9 protein-coding genes are annotated in these 17,398 nt (G+C 60.3%); 3 read left to right on the top strand and 6 right to left on the bottom strand.

Going from position 1 to position 17,398, the window contains the following annotated elements; translation table 11 throughout:
- Positions 1-198 precede the first annotated feature (198 nt).
- From KGA82_RS10260 to KGA82_RS10235, 6 genes are all read right to left on the bottom strand, one after another.
- Positions 199-1,521, bottom strand: coding sequence for an MFS transporter (locus tag KGA82_RS10260; protein ID WP_008041981.1), 1,323 nt, complete (start codon positions 1,519-1,521; stop codon positions 199-201).
- A gap of 287 nt (positions 1,522-1,808) precedes the next feature.
- Entirely contained in the window at positions 1,809-3,134 is a 1,326-nt protein-coding gene (locus tag KGA82_RS10255) for a sigma-54-dependent transcriptional regulator (RefSeq protein ID WP_223450277.1), read from the bottom strand.
- Entirely contained in the window at positions 3,128-4,894 is a 1,767-nt protein-coding gene (locus KGA82_RS10250; protein WP_223450276.1) for an ATP-binding protein, read from the bottom strand. Before KGA82_RS10250 ends, KGA82_RS10255 begins: the two co-directional genes overlap by 7 nt.
- A 94-nt stretch (positions 4,895-4,988) precedes the next feature.
- Positions 4,989-7,427, bottom strand: a complete 2,439-nt coding sequence (locus KGA82_RS10245; RefSeq protein ID WP_223450275.1) for an RHS repeat domain-containing protein — start codon at positions 7,425-7,427, stop codon at positions 4,989-4,991.
- Positions 7,428-7,720: 293 nt separating this feature from the next.
- On the bottom strand, positions 7,721-12,364 hold the full coding sequence (locus KGA82_RS10240; RefSeq protein WP_223450274.1) for a SpvB/TcaC N-terminal domain-containing protein: 4,644 nt from the start codon (positions 12,362-12,364) through the stop codon (positions 7,721-7,723).
- Between the two features lie 185 nt (positions 12,365-12,549).
- Entirely contained in the window at positions 12,550-14,073 is a 1,524-nt protein-coding gene (locus KGA82_RS10235; RefSeq protein ID WP_150633235.1) for a fumarate hydratase, read from the bottom strand.
- A 467-nt stretch (positions 14,074-14,540) separates the two neighbouring features.
- Here KGA82_RS10235 and KGA82_RS10230 point away from each other — a divergent pair, with 467 nt between their 5' ends.
- Genes KGA82_RS10230 through KGA82_RS10220 form a run of 3 tightly spaced genes read left to right on the top strand, consistent with a single transcriptional unit; the run spans position 14,541 to position 17,353 of the window.
- A complete protein-coding gene (locus tag KGA82_RS10230; RefSeq protein ID WP_223450273.1) occupies positions 14,541-15,647 on the top strand; it encodes a GGDEF domain-containing protein in 1,107 nt (368 codons plus the stop codon).
- A complete protein-coding gene (locus KGA82_RS10225) occupies positions 15,640-16,575 on the top strand; it encodes an iron-sulfur-binding ferredoxin reductase (RefSeq protein WP_223450272.1) in 936 nt (311 codons plus the stop codon). The genes KGA82_RS10230 and KGA82_RS10225 overlap by 8 nt, the downstream gene beginning before the upstream one ends.
- 28 nt (positions 16,576-16,603) lie before the next feature.
- On the top strand, positions 16,604-17,353 hold the full coding sequence (locus tag KGA82_RS10220; protein WP_223450271.1) for an enoyl-CoA hydratase-related protein: 750 nt from the start codon (positions 16,604-16,606) through the stop codon (positions 17,351-17,353).
- The last annotated feature ends 45 nt before the right edge of the window (positions 17,354-17,398 follow it).

Raw genomic sequence — 17,398 nt, 5'->3', positions numbered from 1 at the left:
ACCACCTTATTTCCAGTGAACTCTATCCCTGTAGGAGCGAGGCTTGCCCGCGAAAGCGGCCTCACATTCAACATCGTGGTTGATTGGCACACCGCCTTCGCGGGCAAGCCTCGCTCCTACAGGGGGTTGTGTTTATTCAACAAAAAAATGGGGCAGACCCGCTAAGGTCTGCCCCATTTTTTTGTTGCGCTGACGAGCTTAGTCCGTCTCGATCCGCGAATGTTTGCGGGTGTCTTTCATGGTGATGTACACCAGCAACGACACGGCAATACACGCGGTGACATACCAGTAGTAACCGGTTTCCATGCCAATGCTCTTGAACCACAGCGCGATGTATTCAGCGGTGCCGCCGAAGATCGACACGGTCAGGGCGTACGGCAGGCCAACGCCCAGGGCGCGGATTTCGGTTGGGAACAGCTCGGCTTTCACCACGGCGTTGATCGAGGTGTAGCCGCTGACGATGATCAGCGCCGCCATGATCAGGAAGAACGCGCCCCACCACGACTGGATGGTGTGCAGGGTGGTGAGGATCGGCACGGTGAACAGCGTGCCGAGGATGCCGAAGGCAATCAGGATCGGCCGACGACCGACCTTGTCCGAGAGCCCGCCGATGATCGGTTGCAGGCACATGAACAGGAACAGCGTGGCAGCGGAAATGGTGGTGGAGTCGGAGATGCTCATGCCGACGGTGTTCACCAGGTATTTCTGCATGTACGTGGTGTAGGTGTAGAACGCCAGGGTGCCGCCCATGGTCAGGCCGACCACGGTCATCAGTTCCTTGGGATGGCGCATCAGCGTGCGCATGGCGCTTTCTTTTTTCTCTTTCTTGACCTTGGTGAACGACTCGGTCTCTTCCATGCCACGGCGCAGGTAAAGCGCGACCACGGCACACAGCGCGCCGATGGCGAACGGAATACGCCAGCCCCACGCGTACAGCTCTTCGGTGGTCAGCACTTGTTGCAACACGATCAGCACCGCCAGCGCGATGAGCTGGCCAGAGATCAGGGTCACGTACTGGAAGCTGGAGTAGAAACCGCGACGCTCCTTGGTCGCCATTTCGCTGAGGTAGGTGGCCGAGGTGCCGTATTCGCCACCGACCGACAGGCCTTGCAGCAGACGGGCGAACACCAGCAGGATCGGCGCGCCGATGCCGATGGTTTCATAACCGGGGCTCAGGGCAATCAGCAGCGAGCCGAAGCACATCAGGTACACCGAGGCCATCAATGCGCGTTTACGCCCGGCCTTGTCGGCGTAGAGGCCCATCAGCCAGCCACCGATCGGGCGCATCAGGAAGCCCACGGCGAAGATCGCGGCGGTATTCAGCAATTGTGCGGTGGTGTCGCCTTTGGGGAAAAACGCTTTGGCGAAATACAGGGAGAAGGCGGCATAGACGTACCAGTCGTACCACTCGACCATGTTGCCGACCGAACCGCTGAAGATCGATTTGATACGACTGGCGGTGGTTCTTTCTTTGACCGGCACGGCAGCCGACCCAAGGGGCAGGGCGTTGGAGTTATCCATTGAAGGATCCTTCGTTTAATTGTTTTTGTGGAGCGCGTTTAAACGCAGCCTGCAGGGGCTATAGCAGGAGCTGTGCCAACGGGGGGAGGGCCGGTTTAGAGGGGGGTTGAGGTTTGGATGAGCGGAAATCCGCTTATGGTTTGCGAAGCAACGAGCGAAAATCCGCGCATGTTCGCGATCCTGTAGGAGCGAGGCTCGCCCGCGAAGAACGATAATGCGGTGTTTCAGGTAGACCGCGCTGACTTCTTCGCGGGCAAGCCTCGCTCCTACAGGGTTTGTGTTGGCTTTTAGAGGAACATCTCTCGGGTCAAGCCATGCCGCTGCATCTTTTCATTGAACGTACGGCGCGGCAGTTGCAGCTCTTCAAGCACCGCTTTCACATCGCCCTTGTGCCGCGTCAACGCCGCGCGCAGGCAATGCGCTTCGAACGCTTCCTGCTGCGCTGCCAGCGACTGCCCCGGATCGATGCCCGCAGGCGTGGGCTCTTCCAGCCCCAGCACTTGCCGTTCGGCCACGTTCGCCAGTTCGCGCACATTGCCCGGCCAGTCGTGACTCAGCAGATGGCTCAACTGCGGGCCGCTCAGCGGCGCAAACGTGCGACCCAACCGCTCGGCAGCCTTGTGCGCAAACGACTCGAACAACAACGGAATGTCTTCGCGTCGATCACGCAACGGCGGCAAGCGCAACTCGGCGACGTTCAGCCGATAGGCCAGATCCTCGCGAAAACGCCCGGCCCGCGCCTCGTCCAGCAAATCCGGTTTGGTCGCAGCGATGATGCGCAAATCCACGCGAATGCTCTGATTGGAACCCAAGCGCTCCAGCTTCTGCTCCTGCAACACCCGCAGCAATTTCACCTGCTGGGCCAACGGCATGCTTTCGATTTCATCGAGAAACAGCGTGCCGCCATCGGCGTATTCGAGCTTGCCGATGCGTTTGCCCTGAGCGCCGGTGAACGCGCCGCTCTCGTGCCCGAACAGCTCGGCTTCGAACAACTGCTCGGGAATCGCCGCACAGTTCAGCGCGACAAACGGCTTGTCGGCACGCGGACCGAAGTCGTGCAGGCAACGGGCGACCAGCTCCTTGCCGCTGCCGGTTTCACCGCGAATCAACACGTTTACCGGCAACGCCGCCAGATCCAGCACTTGCCGACGCAATGTCTGCAAGCCACGGGACACGCCGAGCAAGGTCGCGTCGAGTTTGGCGCGGTTATCGGCCTGTTCGTGCAACGCGCGGTTTTCCAGCACCAGTCGGCGCTTGTCCAGTGCACGGCGCAGGCTGCCGAGCAGGGTTTCCGGGCTGAAGGGTTTTTCGAGAAAGTCGTAGGCGCCATCGCGCATCGCATCGACCGCCATTGGCACATCGCCGTGGCCGGTCAGCAGAATCACCGGCAAATCGGCATCGCGGCGCTGCACTTCGGCGAGCAGTTCCAGCCCGGTCATGCCGGGCATGCGCACGTCGCTGAGGATCACCCCGGGGAAATGCTTGGGCAACTGCGCCAGGCATTCATCGGCGCGGCTGAACAACTGCACCTCGAAACCCGACAGGCTCAGCCATTGTTCGACGGCACTGCGGATGCTGCTTTCGTCGTCGACCACCATCACAGAATTCAGCATGCGCCAGGCGCCTCCGGATCGATGGGCAGGGTGAGGGCGAACACCGCGCCGTTGTCGTGATTAGCGGCGCTCAGGCGTCCGCCCGATTCGTGAACGATGGCAAAGGATACGGCCAGACCGATGCCCAGGCCATCGCCCACCGGTTTGGTGGTGAAAAACGGATCGAAGACCTTCGGCAGATTTTCTTCGGCGATGCCGCCACCGTTGTCGATGACGCTCAGGCGCCACAGTTGTTCGTCGGCTTCGAGGCGGATTTCCAGGCGTTTGCAGGGTTTGTCCTGCATCGCGTCCAGGGCGTTGCGCAGCAGATTGATCAGCACCTGCTCCAGGCGAATCGCATCGCCGCGCACCCACGCCGGGCGTGTCAGGTGCAGCACGGTGCTGACCTGTTCATCGCGCAGACGCGTGTCGAGCAGTTGCAACGATTGGTCCACCACTGAAGCCAGGTCCAGGCGCTCGCGCAAGCCGCTGGGGCTTTTGCGGGCGAAGGTTTTCAGGTGGCCGGTGAGGGCGGCCATGCGCGTCAGCATTTCATCCACCGGTTTCAGTGCCTTGTAGGCGTCGTCGACCCGGCCGTGATCGAGCAGCAACCGCAGCGTCGCCAATTGCATGCGCTGGGCGGTCAACGGTTGATTGATTTCATGGGCCAGCGCTGCCGACATCTGGCCGAGGGCGGCCAGTTTGGCCGATTGCACCAGACCGTCCTGCGCCGTGCGCAGGTCGCGGGTGCGTTCTTCCACTAACTGTTCGAGCTCTTCGCGACTGCGCTGGCGCATCTTGGCCAGGCGCCAGCGCTGGTTGAGGAACAGCAACAGAAACACCAGCGTCAGCCACAACCCGGCAGCGGCGAGGGCGGCGTTGCGACTGTCTTCGAACGCCACTTGCGGACGACGCAGCAAGTGCAGTGTCCAGCCCTCGGCGGTCAGCGGCAGGGATTCCCACAGGTAATCCGCTTTGCCGTCCGGGCCTTCGACCCGCGCCAGTTCGCTGTTGTCGTCAAAGCGCTGCAATGATTGATAGCCGAGCAGCGTCAGCGGTTGCTTGTCGTATTGGCGGGTGGCCTTGAGTTCGGCGTGGTCGCTTTCACTCAGCGGTTTCAACTGGCGATAGCGCCAGCCCGGCTGATTGGCGATGAAGATGATCCCGCGTGCATCGCTGACCAGCAGCGTGTCGCTGCCCTGACGCCATTCGCGCTCCAGTTCGGGAAATTCGAGCTTCACCACCATGGCGCCGAGAAACTTCCCGCCGTCATCGGTGACGGCGCTGGAGAGGAAGTAACCGGGAATCCCGCTGGTCACGCCCACCGCATAAAATCGCCCGGTGCCTTGGGTGCGGGTCTGGCTGAAGTAGGGGCGAAAGCCGTAGTTGTGACCGACGTAACTGCTGGGCAAACGCCAGTTGCTCGCCGCCACGGCGAGGCCGGTGTGATCGAGCAGTTCCAGGGTCGAGGACTCGGCCGCACCGTTGATCTTTTCCAGTTTGCGGTTCAGCGCGTCCTGCTGTTCCGGCGTTACCGGCCCGTTTAACGCCGAACGCAGCTCCGGGTCCAGCGCCAGCACGGCGGGCAGGGCGCGGTAGCGTTCGATCAGGGTGTGCAGGGAGGTGGCGTACAGGCCCAGTTGCAGATTGGCGCGGGCGGCATCTTCCACTAGGGCCTGACGCTCGGCGTGGCGCATGGCCAGGGTGGCGGCGATCACAGCGCCGGCCAAGATAGCAAAGGTGTATAGCGTCAGGCGCAGGGTGCGGGAAATCGAAATCATGGAACGTGAGTCGGACTGACTATAGGAGGCGCAAGATAGCATGCGGGGTATCTTGCGCCAGCTCTCATCTCATGACGGTTGTCTTCCTTATCGGTCAGTGGTTGACAGTCACACGCGCACGTTTCATTTCTTCTGGCAGTCGACCCAATGACTTAATCCTGGGTTTGCCATCGTTCAGATCATCAAAATTCAAATGTGCTTCATGCATTCTGTTTGAGAGTCCGGTTTGGTCGTCCAGGGTGTAGGTGGGGTCGGGATTATTAAGGTGTTGACGCAATCTTGGTGTATTGAGTACCAGATTTTCAAGCAAGGAGACGCCACCTACTTCATCAGCATCGATCTCATAAAAGTAATGATTACCTTGCGATTGTGCTGCATAAAACAGCGCCCCTTCGAGCGTTTCCGAAACAGTTAACGCTTCGTTACTGAGCATTTTTCTGATGGAAATGAACTCAGTTGTAGCGTTGAACCCATCCCTTAGTACCTCTTCAGGAGGGCGCCGATCTGCCAGGTACACTTTGCCGCCAAAGCTGGTTCTTTCCAGCAGGTTTGCATCGTTCCAGTAGTGAACGGGTTTATCGGGGTTCGCATTCAAAATGTCGAGGACGGTATTTTGATCATTTGTTGGTGAGGGAGGCGGGACGGGGCTGTCAGCAGAACCCGGACTGGATTCGCCCGGTGAGTCATGGCTTGCAAATGATTCGGGTGAGTCCTGGTAATCCATTGACTCATCGTCCTCCAGCTCTGAAGCAGGCAGCACAATCGGTGGCAGGCCATACTCCGCTCTGATTACTGATTCGATTTCCAAAAACGCTTCTATAGCTTCTTCGTATGACTCCCAAAAACGCCCATCAGAATCTGTCCTGCAAACAGGGTTGTTTCCACAGAAGCAATACAAGTTCAAACCGTCAACCGAACCCGCCGGATCCGGATTCACCCACCGCCCCAACCACGGCGCGAAATACCGAAACCCATAGTAATAAAGCCCACACGCATCCCGTTCCTTGCCCGAATACCGAACGGTCTTGTAATCCGCATCAACCTTCGAACGCGCCGCCCACCACGCGGTCCCGCCATAGGGGTAATAACCCTCATGGCTGATGACGCCCGCGTGTTTATCCAGTTCCAGGCTGCAAGACCCCAAATGATCGTCGACGCTATAGCGCAACTGATCGGCCTCGATATCGCCGGGCTTGCCCTTGACCCAATGCAGGCACCGCACGCTGCCACGGGCCAGCGGAACGCAGATGACGTGAAGTTCTTCGTCGTCATCGGTGGTGCGCACTTCCAGCCCCGGAAGGTAATGAACGACACGCCGATGAGCCACGGCATGGGCCTGCTGGGTACTGAACTTGACCACCCGTTCACCGGCCGCGTTGTAGCGATACCCTTCAGCGTCATCGGCCTCGGTCGGGCGGCCAACGGTGGTCACGCTTTGCAACTGATTCAACGCATCCCAGGTCATCGGCTGTGCACCGGGGGCCAGGTATTGCTGATTGCCGTTTGCGTCGAAATTGCGTGGGAAGTCCGGCTCGTCTTCACCGTCGTTCCAGGGCAGGGCACGGTTGCTCTGCGGATCGACGCGCAGCTGTTGCCTGAACGGATTTCCATCACTGACATGACGCAGTTCGGTACGGTTGCCGCTGACGTCGTACTCATAGAATTCGGTGAAGTTGAGCAGCCGCCCGGGGTCGATGGGGCTGGGCGTGATCAGCTCCGGCAAGCCCGGGGTCTGACCGGCATTGGCGGTCTCACGACCTGTGGCGCACGTGAGTTGGTCAAGAGTGTCGTAGGTGTAAGTGTTTTCTGCCGCTACACGCTGGTTGGCAAAAAACGTGACGGGTTGGGTGTGGTCCACTATCCGCAGAATGTTGCCGACCGGGTCGTACTCATAACGCAGGTCCTGCAAGCGAGCACATGCCGAGGTGGTGGCGGTCAAGCGCTTCAACCGGCCGCTCGCCGCCTCGTAGGTCGCGCTGCCGGTGACGTCGTTGCCGGTCACCTGAGTCAGCAGTTGGCCTTCGGCGTTGTAGCTCGCCGCTTTCAACAGCGGTTGCCGGCCTTGAGAGTCGAGGGTCAGGTCAATGCGTTGCAATTGCCCGGCGCGATCAACGCTGAAGTGTTGTCGATGACCACCGGCATCGGTCTGCTCAAGCACTTGCCCCAACGGCCCGTTGCGGCTCGCGGTGATGTACCCCGCGCCGGGTTGCAGCAGGGCGTCGCGTTCCGCTTCGACGACGGGCCAGTGTGGATGGGCTTCAGAGTGATCCGGCAGAAACCGTCGGCGTTGGCGGATGACGCCGCCGTTGAGCGCTTGCTGGTCGAGCCAGACCACACCGGCCCGATCGTCGTGGCGGATCAGTTGTCCGCATTGATTGCGCTCGGCGAATTCACCCGTGTTGTCGGCGTAGGTCAGGCGTTCAACGGTGCGTGAGGTCGAGTCTCGGGTTTGTTCAAGGACTGCCGTCAGACGTCGCTGTGTGTCGTACTCGTTCTGCCAATGGCTGCCTCGACCATCCCAATGCTCGCGCATGTGCCCGGTCCTGTCCGGTAAGCCCAGGCGCCATCCGGCGTCGCGACTTTCAGTGCACAACGCCGCGCCAGACAGGCTGTAAACCGTGGCCATGTTCGGGCGGGACGCGGGCGCGAGGAAGCGCGGATCCCGTTGCGCCACCAGGCGACCGGCGCCGTCATGCTCCTGAGCCGTCACCAGCGCTTCGGGCCTGAGCTCAGCCGCGTCTCGCCGCCAGTACGCGACCTGACGAACTGGCAGGCCACGGTTGTCGATGACCGCCAGTTGTGGCGTATGCGAATGGATGCTCATGTTCAATGGAGCGTTCTGTTGGTTCGGCGCTTTTCGGGTGGTGGCGGCTCAAACAGGTCATTCTCGTCAAACGCCACGGTGCACCAGATCCAGTACCACATCTCCCGGCGCAGCGGTTTCAGCTCCGGTGGGTCACCTTGCAGCATTTTTTTCGCCAGTACGGTTTCGGTCGGACGCCCTGCGGCATCGTAGAACTGCTGGTCGTGGTAGGCGTGTTCACGCATTGAGTGGTCTTTGATGTTCATCCACCTATTCGCAAAGTACGGCCGGTAGATCCGCACTTTTTCACCCTTGTTGTTGTACTCGACCGGCTCGCTGACCCGCCAGCGTCGTTCGGCTTCGGCTTCGTCCGGGGTGCCATCGTCCTTGAGTTTCAAGGTGCCGTCGTCCAACACCACTAAAGCCTTGCCCGGTTCGACCTCCTGCTTGGTTTGCAGCACCCGGCTGAAGCCGTCCTGATGACTGATGGCGATGCGAATCTGTAACTCCGGATCGCCGGGATAACGGTCTGCTTGCAGGATCGCGATGTGCACCGGCTCACGATGGGCGGCATCGACGTATTGTTGGAGAAGTCGCTCGGAGGGTGTGGGGGCTTCGAGATCGTGCAGATGCTCGCGAGCGCGATCACAAAGGTGGCCGCTGGGTAGCACAAACCCTTCTGCCAGCGCCCAGGTCAGCCATTCCTCAGCGGGCGGCTCGGTTGTCGGCAGACGGCCCATCCAGCTGAACGCATCGCTGAACATGGCCATGGCGTAATTGCCGATGGCGGTAAGGGGCGATTCGATGGCACGGGACGGACTGCGGTCGTCGGGGCGCACGTAGTCGCTCAGCGGGTCGAAGCCGACTGCCTCACCCAGTTCGGTGCCATAAAAACTGGTGACCAGCACTTCGCCAAAAGCGTTGTAGCGCGCTTCCTGAGTGTTTTGATTGGGGTCTTTGATTGCTGCGGGCAGAAACGTGCAGTAATCAGTGTCGAGGATCTGAGTGATGCAACCGTCCGGCAGTTCGATGGCCGTGTGCAGGCACCAGTAAGGGTCGTAGGTGACTTTGGTGATGCCGTGGCTTTGGGTTTGCTGGAAGTGCCGGACGTTGTAAAAGCCTTCTGGCCCGTGATAGCTGGGGAACCCACGGTGAATCGACCACAGGTATTCCTTCGCGTCAGTCGGGTCGGTGGGTTCCGACGGCTCAACTTCAGGCAAGAACCACTCCATGATGTGGTAACCCACCTCGGGTGATTCGAGCTTCTCCTTGAGGTTGAAGGGCATTTGGCCGTTGACCATGAGCTTGTCGTAAGCGCTCAAGGCTGTGGCATCCAGTTCGGCAATCACCACATGGGCCGGCAGCGCATGGACAGTTGCCGTGCCTTGTTCCAGGGTCTGACCGTTGAGAGGATCGGTGTAGAGCTGCATCGACATGCCCGCGAGCACTGATTGTTTCGCCCATTCACCCTCGTCCTTGCTCCACTCCAGAAAGTTCTCGTGGCAGATTTCCCTGGCGCTCAGCAGCGGCTTATCCAGTACCAGCGCATTACCGCGCTCCCGATACGGCAACCCCAGTCGAAAAGGCATTCCCGATTTCCAGGTTGCTTCGTGGTCCACGTGAATGAATTCGGCCTTGGACTCGGTCAAATACCAGCGCTGCTGCGCCTCATCGTGGGCGTCCTTCCAGTACCGTTTTTTATGCTCGTCCTCAAAGGGCGGCGACTCGTCGGTTTTGCGCCGGGCGTAGTAGACGGTCATCGCGTGGAGCACACTGCCGAACTCGTCCCATTTCAGGCTGAGGCTGTGCTCGCAGCGCGGGTCGTCCGGCAGTTCAGGTTCGTACTGATAGCTGATCGATTCCAGCGCCATGGGTTGCAGCACGGCATAGGGGTAATGCTCGTTTTTTGCCCGCAGCAGGCGTACCTGAAAACGAGCTTCCGTCACCGCATACGGCACCGCCGGATTATCCAGAGGGAATACTTCAGAGCGCAGTGTCGAGCCACTCAGCGCACGTGCGATCTGACGGGCCGTTTCTTCGTCGGGCTCCAGCGGTTCGCCGGCCTTGTCGCGCACGTGAAAGCGTTCCAGTCGGGTGGGTTGCAGCGCGACAGCCTCCCCATCGTTGTTGTAATAACCGTTCCTTGACTGGTTAATGGTCCTGCCGATGTGAAACCAGGTTTTACTCAGGATCGGCGCGGTGAAGCCCTGGCTTTTGCGTTCCGTCTCGGTGGCTTCGGTATCGGTCTGTAATAACAGACCAAAACCACGGAACTCCCGTTCGAAGGGGTCGTAATAACCCTGGCGGTAACGCATGAGCTGGGTCAGTTTATTGCCGGTGATTTCATCGACCTGGGTCTGGCGCTTGACCAGATGCATGGCGAACGGCACACCGGACTCGACGACTTTGTCATTATCGATCTGATGCTGCTCGTATTCCTCGTCAAGGAACTCCTGTGCCGAACTGCGATAGTCGATGTGGCTGAGCGTGCCCATGTTGTTGTTGCTGCGGTTGACCAGATACGGTTTGGCTTTGACGAAGTCGTAGCGCCAGTGCCGGGGCGACATGTGCGGTACGGTCAGGATCACGCTGGTGCAACCCAGCCCCAGCAGGTCAGCAGTAGTGACCTGGCACAACCGGTCGTAGCGCACGCCTTCGGGCCAGGGCAGAACAACGGGCTCGGTGGCGAAACCTTTGCCGCAGTGGTTCATGAACACCCGCATCCGGTCGGATTCCAGATAGATCAGGTCAGTTGCACCCGAACCATCCAGATCCGCCAGCAAGACTTGCGAAGCGTTGAATGACTCGTAAGGAAATGTCGGGGCGCTGAGTACGATTCGTTTACCAAATCGCCCGTGACCGAGGTTGGGCCAGCATTCCAGGCTGTTGTGACGGAGGCGGAACAGGTGTTGTTTGCCGCTGCCCAGTACATCACTGAAGCCCACCAGTTCGGTTTCAGAGTTGCTCGGCAGTGGCAGGGCATCGTCGTTGTCGTGCTCTACATTTCGGCCGGCGCTGAACCCCTTGTCATCGCCCAGATTGGTGTACAACCGCACGCTGTTGCTGCCGATCAGGGCCATGTGAGTGCGACCGTCGCCTACCAGGTCGGCCATCTGCGCCTGAGGATGGAAATACTCCAGCGGGAAGGCTTTGTAGGGGACAAATCCTGACCACTGGCGGTCAGGGTTCATGGTGAAGCAGCCATTCATGGTCGGGGCGTGCACACCCCATTCGAGCTTGCCGTCACCGTTGAGGTCGGTGAGCGTCTGACGCAGCGGTTTACTGCTGTCGGCCAGCGGAATGTACGGCAGTTCAGTCAAGTCGCCATAGCGAACGTCATCGCTGGGGTAGTTATCGCGCAACGGTTCGCGGTAGAACCAGGCCTTGTCGTAGCGACATAAAATGCCGGGCATGCCTTTGCCGTATAAATCCACCAATTGGTAACGCTGACCGTCATTGAGGCCTGGCATCTGCGGGAACGCTTTCCAGCCGGGTTGACCGGCTTTTTTCAGATCGAAGGGCGCGTAGCTGAATTCGAGCGGCGGCCGGCTCTCGACTTTGCCTTGTTGATCGTAAGCCTGAAGATGAGCGGCAGTCAGGTGGTTGTATTCCAGCGTACCCTGGCGGTGCTGCAAAAAAAGCCGTTGAACCAGCTTTGGTGAGTCACCCAGTTCGTTGCGGAAATGGTGAAACATCAGCACCTGCCGACAGAGGCGCCGCGTGCCCAGTTCGAATCCGTAATCGTGATTCCAGAACGGGTCGCTGCGTTCTAGCCATTTGTCGTGCTGATCGCCTCCCTGCAGGTACTCGGGGCCATAGACCGGTATTTGCATCAAGTCGTGGCTGCGTTCGCCGTAATCGAACAGCAGATGAAAGTGGAAGTCGACGTCTTTCCAGCCACCGTCTTTCAACGAATACAGCTCTGACTCCGCCACCGCATTGCCGTACAGCACTCGCTGCAAATACCGCTGGGCACGGTAGTCGCGAAAATCGGGCGCGACCGGGTTCTGCGTTTCGGCCTTGTATTCATAGACGATGTGCTCGCCCCGGGGCGTGACGGTTTCATCCAGCAGCCAGACCCCGACGCGTTCGGGCTCCAGGGGTTTGTTTTCGTCCCTGGGTTCCGCCCGGCGCGAGGCCAGCGTCTTGCCATAGACATGGCGATTGCCATCGGCGCTATGAATCAGCCAGAAACCGGCCGCATCGTCGTCGCTGATCAGCCGTTCGATTTTGGCAAAACCGCCCTCGATGCGTGGCTGATAGCGAATGGCTCGATAGTTTGTTGTCCCGAGAGTGACGGGTCTGTCAACGATCTCGCCCTGGGCATCCAGCTCCGGCATCCAGGTTTCGCCATCGGCGCCGACCATCAGATCCTTGCGCTTGTCGTACAGTGGAACGCCCTTGCTCGTGCGCACCGTTATCGCATTCACGGTCAAATGCCAGCCGATACCGAAAATACTGTTGCCCACGTGGCTGCTGTAGCTCAGCGAAAGAGCCGGCACCATTTCCCGATTGGGAGCCTGGGAAATGGGCACCGGTATGGCCAACGAGGCCGAACCTGTAGTCCCCACTGCTCCCCAGCCGCCAAAACTGGCAATGGCGCCGCCGATTTTCGGTTGGGCGGGGGCTGAAATATTGATAGTGCCTTTTTGTTCTTCCGTGGCCATTTCCGTTTCCACCTGACAAGGACGCACAAGTGCATTCAACTTATCAGGGGCAGCGGCGGCTGTGACCTGTCATATCTGACAGGTCAGCCCTGTTAGCCGGGGAAATTCCGGGATTACTCCAGGCGAAAAAAAACCGGTCTGTCGTCACCAACAGGCCGGTTTTTTCAGGGGCGTTTCAGCGCAACTTACTGCACTTCCACCGCCAGACTCTCACTGATCTTTTTCTGCCAGATGGCAGGACCGGTGATGTGTACCGATTCACCTTTGCTGTCCACCGCAACCGTCACCGGCATGTCCTTCACGTCGAACTCGTAGATGGCTTCCATCCCCAGTTCAGCGAAGGCCACCACGCGGGATTTCTTGATGGCTTGTGCCACCAGGTAAGCCGCGCCGCCGACTGCCATCAGGTAAACAGCCTTGTGGTCCTTGATCGCGTCGATTGCGGTCGGGCCGCGTTCGGATTTGCCGATCATGCCCAACAGGCCGGTTTGCTCGAGGATCTGACGGGTGAACTTGTCCATCCGCGTCGCGGTGGTCGGGCCAGCCGGGCCAACCACTTCTTCGCGCACCGGATCAACCGGGCCGACGTAGTAGATGAAGCGACCTTTGAGGTCCACCGGCAGGGTTTCACCCTTGTTCAGCATCTCGACCATGCGCTTGTGCGCGGCGTCGCGACCGGTGAGCATCTTGCCGTTGAGCAGGACGGTTTCGCCCGGCTTCCAGCTCTGAACGTCTTCCGGGGTCAGGGTGTCGAGGTTGACGCGACGGGCCGACGGGCCGGCTTCCCAGACGATTTCCGGATAGGCATCCAGCGGTGGCGCTTCCAGGGAGGCCGGGCCGGAACCGTCGAGCACGAAGTGCGCGTGACGGGTGGCGGCGCAGTTCGGGATCATGCACACCGGCAACGAAGCGGCGTGGGTCGGGTAGTCCATGATCTTCACGTCGAGCACGGTGGTCAGGCCACCGAGGCCCTGGGCGCCGATGCCCAGTTGGTTGACCTTCTCGAACAGCTCCAGGCGCATCTCTTCGATACGGTTGGACGGGCCGCGCTTCTTCAGCTCGTGAATGTCGATGGATTCCATCAACACTTCCTTGGCCATGACGGCGGCTTTCTCGGCGGTGCCGCCGATGCCGATGCCGAGCATGCCCGGTGGGCACCAGCCGGCGCCCATTTCCGGAACGGTCTTCAGCACCCAGTCGACGATCGAGTCGGACGGGTTGAGCATGGCCATTTTCGACTTGTTCTCGGAACCGCCGCCCTTGGCCGCCACGTCCACTTCCACGGTGTTACCCGGAACGATGGAGTAGTGGATAACGGCCGGGGTGTTGTCCTTGGTGTTTTTACGAGCGCCCGCCGGGTCGGCGAGGATCGAGGCACGCAGGACGTTTTCCGGCAGGTTGTAAGCCCGGCGCACGCCTTCGTTGATCATGTCGTCCAGGCCCATGGTGGCGCCATCCCAACGTACGTCCATGCCCACGCGAACGAACACGGTGACGATGCCGGTGTCCTGGCAGATCGGGCGGTGGCCGGTGGCGCACATGCGCGAGTTGATCAGGATTTGCGCCATCGAGTCACGGGCCGCTGGCGATTCTTCGCGCAGGTAGGCTTCGTGCATCGCCTGGATGAAATCCACGGGGTGGTAATAGGAAATGAATTGCAGGGCGTCGGCAACGCTCTGAATCAGGTCGTCTTGCTTGATCACGGTCATGAGTCGCGCTCCTCTAAAAGACGGGAACATTCAATAAGGTGCTTGCAGCTTGGGTGCATCGGTCGGTTGCAAGCACCTTTCAAGGCACGCCGGGCATGCTGGCGCGACGCTAAAAAGGCGCGGCAGTATAACGCGCCTCGCAGGCGGGCACACGCGCCGGCAGTCAATCGTTGGTCATACAGGTCAAGCTTGCGAACGCGCACTCACCTGTAGGAGCCGGCTTGCTGGCGATGGCGGTCTGACATTCAACATTAACGTCGACTGTTACACCGCCATCGCCAGCAAGCCGGCTCCTACAGGTTGGTGATGTTTGTGCACAAATTCAGGGCGGGTCTAAAGTCATGCCCTTGACGCCGGTTTTCCGGCCTGAAAATTGAATGGTCATTTATCAGACACGCCACTAAAGTGGCATTCGGTCTGTAGAGTAGGACACTCGGTCAGCCTCCTTTCGCACGGTGAGTCAACGATTGACCCATAACGCTATCCAGCGCCTTTTGCTCAAACGTTTTGCCCTTGCAGCCGGCACCTACGCCCTGGCTCTACTGCTGCTGTGGCTGGCGTTTTTCACCGGTCATTACGATGAACCCCTGGCGAATGTCGCCGTCGGCAGCGCCCTGGTGGTCATCAGTCAGGCGGCACTGTTCGCGGTGTTTTACAGCGGTTGCAACCTGCGTTTTTCCGACCCCAGCCTGACCGAAGCTCAAGTGTTGCTGGGGCTGGGCTGGCAAACCTGGCTGATCGCCAACCTGGATGAGGCCCGTGGCGCGTTCCTGGTGTTCTACGTGCTGATTCTGTTGTTCGGGCTGTTTCACCTGTCGCGTCGGGCCTTTTTGCGGTGCGCGTTGCTGGTGTTTTTCAGTTTCAGTGCGATCACGCTGTGGGAGGGTTACCACTTCCAGCTGGCCGATCCGGCGCTGGCGGCATTGCAGGTGTGCGTGCTGTTTATCGTGCTGGTCTGGCTGGAGCTTTACGCCCGTTACGTCCAGGCCTCACGCCTGCGGATGCGGCAGCGCCGCTTTGCCTTGCAGGCGCATCAGGACACCCTGCGCGGAATGATGCGCCAGCTCGAAGACCTGGTGGCCACCGACGAACTGACCGGGCTGTTCAATCGCCGGCATTTCCTGCGCCTGGCCTCCCGCGAGCTCAACGCCATGGAACCCGGCGTGCTGCATGGCCTGGCACTGATCGACCTCGATCACTTCAAACGTATCAACGACATGCACGGCCACGCCGCCGGCGATCAAGTGCTGCAAGCCTTCGCCGGTGTGGCCAACGCCTGCCTGCGCGAGGGCGATGTACTGGCCCGTTATGGCGGCGAAGAGTTCGTGGTGTTGCTGCCCGATTGCAGCGGCGAACGCCTGACCTCCTGCTGCGAACGACTGCGCATTGCCTTCACCGATGTCGAGTTGATCGGCCTGAAGGTCGGCAATCTCAGCCTGTCGGCGGGCATGACGCTGCTGGAGCCGGGCGACGATCTCGACGATGCCTTGCAACGTGCCGATCAGGCGCTCTATCGCGCCAAACGCGACGGCCGCAATCGTTGCGCGGCGGCGTGGGAGAACGTCGATGCCTGAGTTGCGGGTCGGCGATCGCCAATGGTCGGTGGCAGTGGGCAGCAACCTGCTCGACGTGTTGAATCAGAACGGCGTGTCCGTTCCCTACAGTTGCCGCGCCGGCAGTTGTCATGCGTGCCTGGTGCAATGCATGCAAGGATTGCCTAGCGATAGCCGCCCCGATGCCCTGAGCGCGGAGCAGCGTCAGCAAGGCTGGCGCCTGGCGTGCCAATGTCAGGTGGTCGAGGATTTGCAGGTGCATGCCTTCGATCCGCTACAGGACGGCAGCCCGGCCGAGGTCGCCGCCGTCGATTGGTTGAGCAGCAGCGTGTTGCGTTTGCGCCTGACCCCTCAGCGTCCGTTGCGCTACAGCGCCGGGCAGCATCTGGTGTTGTGGGCCGGTCACGTGGCGCGGCCATATTCCCTCGCCAGCCTGCCGGGAGAAGACCGCTTTCTGGAGTTTCACCTTGATTGTCGCCAGCCCGGTGCATTCAGTGATGCTGCGCGTCAGTTGCAGATCGGCGACCCGCTGCGTCTCGGCGAACTGCGTGGCGGCGCGCTGCATTACGACGCCGACTGGCACACCCGACCGTTGTGGCTGATGGCCGCCGGCACCGGTCTTGGCCCATTGTTCGGCGTTTTGCGCGAAGCCCTGCGCCAGGATCACCAGGGCGCCATCCGCGTCATTCACCTGGCCCATGATGCCGATGAGCATTATCTGGCCAAACCCCTGCAAGCCATGGCCGCCAGCCGCCCGAACCTCAGCATCGAGCTGTGGACACCGACCGAGTTGCCCGCGGCTTTGGCGCAACTGCGGCTTGTTTCCCGGCAAACCCTGGCCTTACTCTGCGGGGCCCCCGACAGCGTCGACGCCTTCGCCCGGCGCCTGTACCTGGCGGGACTGCCGCGCAATCAACTGCTGGCCGACGTCTTCCTGCCTCGCGGTTGAGCGCTGATTTCCAGACGCGAGACCGACCATGACCGATGCCATCCAGATTGAACGCGAACGTGGCCTGCTGATCCTGCGCCTCAACCGCCCCGACAAGAAAAACGCCCTGACCCGTGCGATGTACAGCCACTTGGCCGAGGCGTTGAAACAGGCTGATACCGACCCCGAAATCAACGCCGTGCTGATCACCGGTTCCGCCGAGTGCTTCACCGCCGGCAACGACATCGCCGACTTCATTCAACAACCGCCGAGCAACCTCGACAGCCCGGTATTCCACTTCATGCTCAACCTGCTCGAATGCCGCAAACCGGTGATCGCCGCTGTGGCTGGTGCGGCGGTAGGGATTGGCACAACACTGCTGCTGCATTGCGATCTGGTGTATGTCGCCCGCGATGCGCGATTGCGCATGCCCTTCGTCAACCTCGGACTCTGCCCGGAGTTTGGTTCCAGCCTGCTTTTACCTCGATTGCTCGGGCATGCCAAAGCGGCGCAATTGTTGTTGCTCGGTGAAGGTTTCAGCGGTGAGCAAGCGGCCGAGTGGGGCATTGCGACCGAAGCGCTGGGTAGTGGCGAAGCGGCATTGGCCAAGGCGCGGGAGATGGCGTTGCGGTTTGAGTCCCTGCCACCGGAAGCGGTGCGCATCAGCAAGCAGTTGATGAAAGCACCTGACCGCGAGCAACTGCGCAAAGTGATAGAAGAGGAGGGGGCGTTGTTCACTCAGCGGCTGCGCTCGCCGGAAGCGATAGCGGCGTTGTCGGGGTTTATCAACAGGCATTGATATGCGATGACCGGGCCGGCCCTTTCGCGGGCAAGTCGGATCGCC

Source organism: Pseudomonas sp. BF-RE-22 (assembly GCF_019956155.1).
In the GTDB taxonomy this organism is placed as follows: Bacteria; Pseudomonadota; Gammaproteobacteria; order Pseudomonadales; family Pseudomonadaceae; genus Aquipseudomonas; species Aquipseudomonas migulae.
Note: the sequence above shows the minus strand (reverse complement) of the source record. Positions and strands in the feature narration are given on the sequence as shown.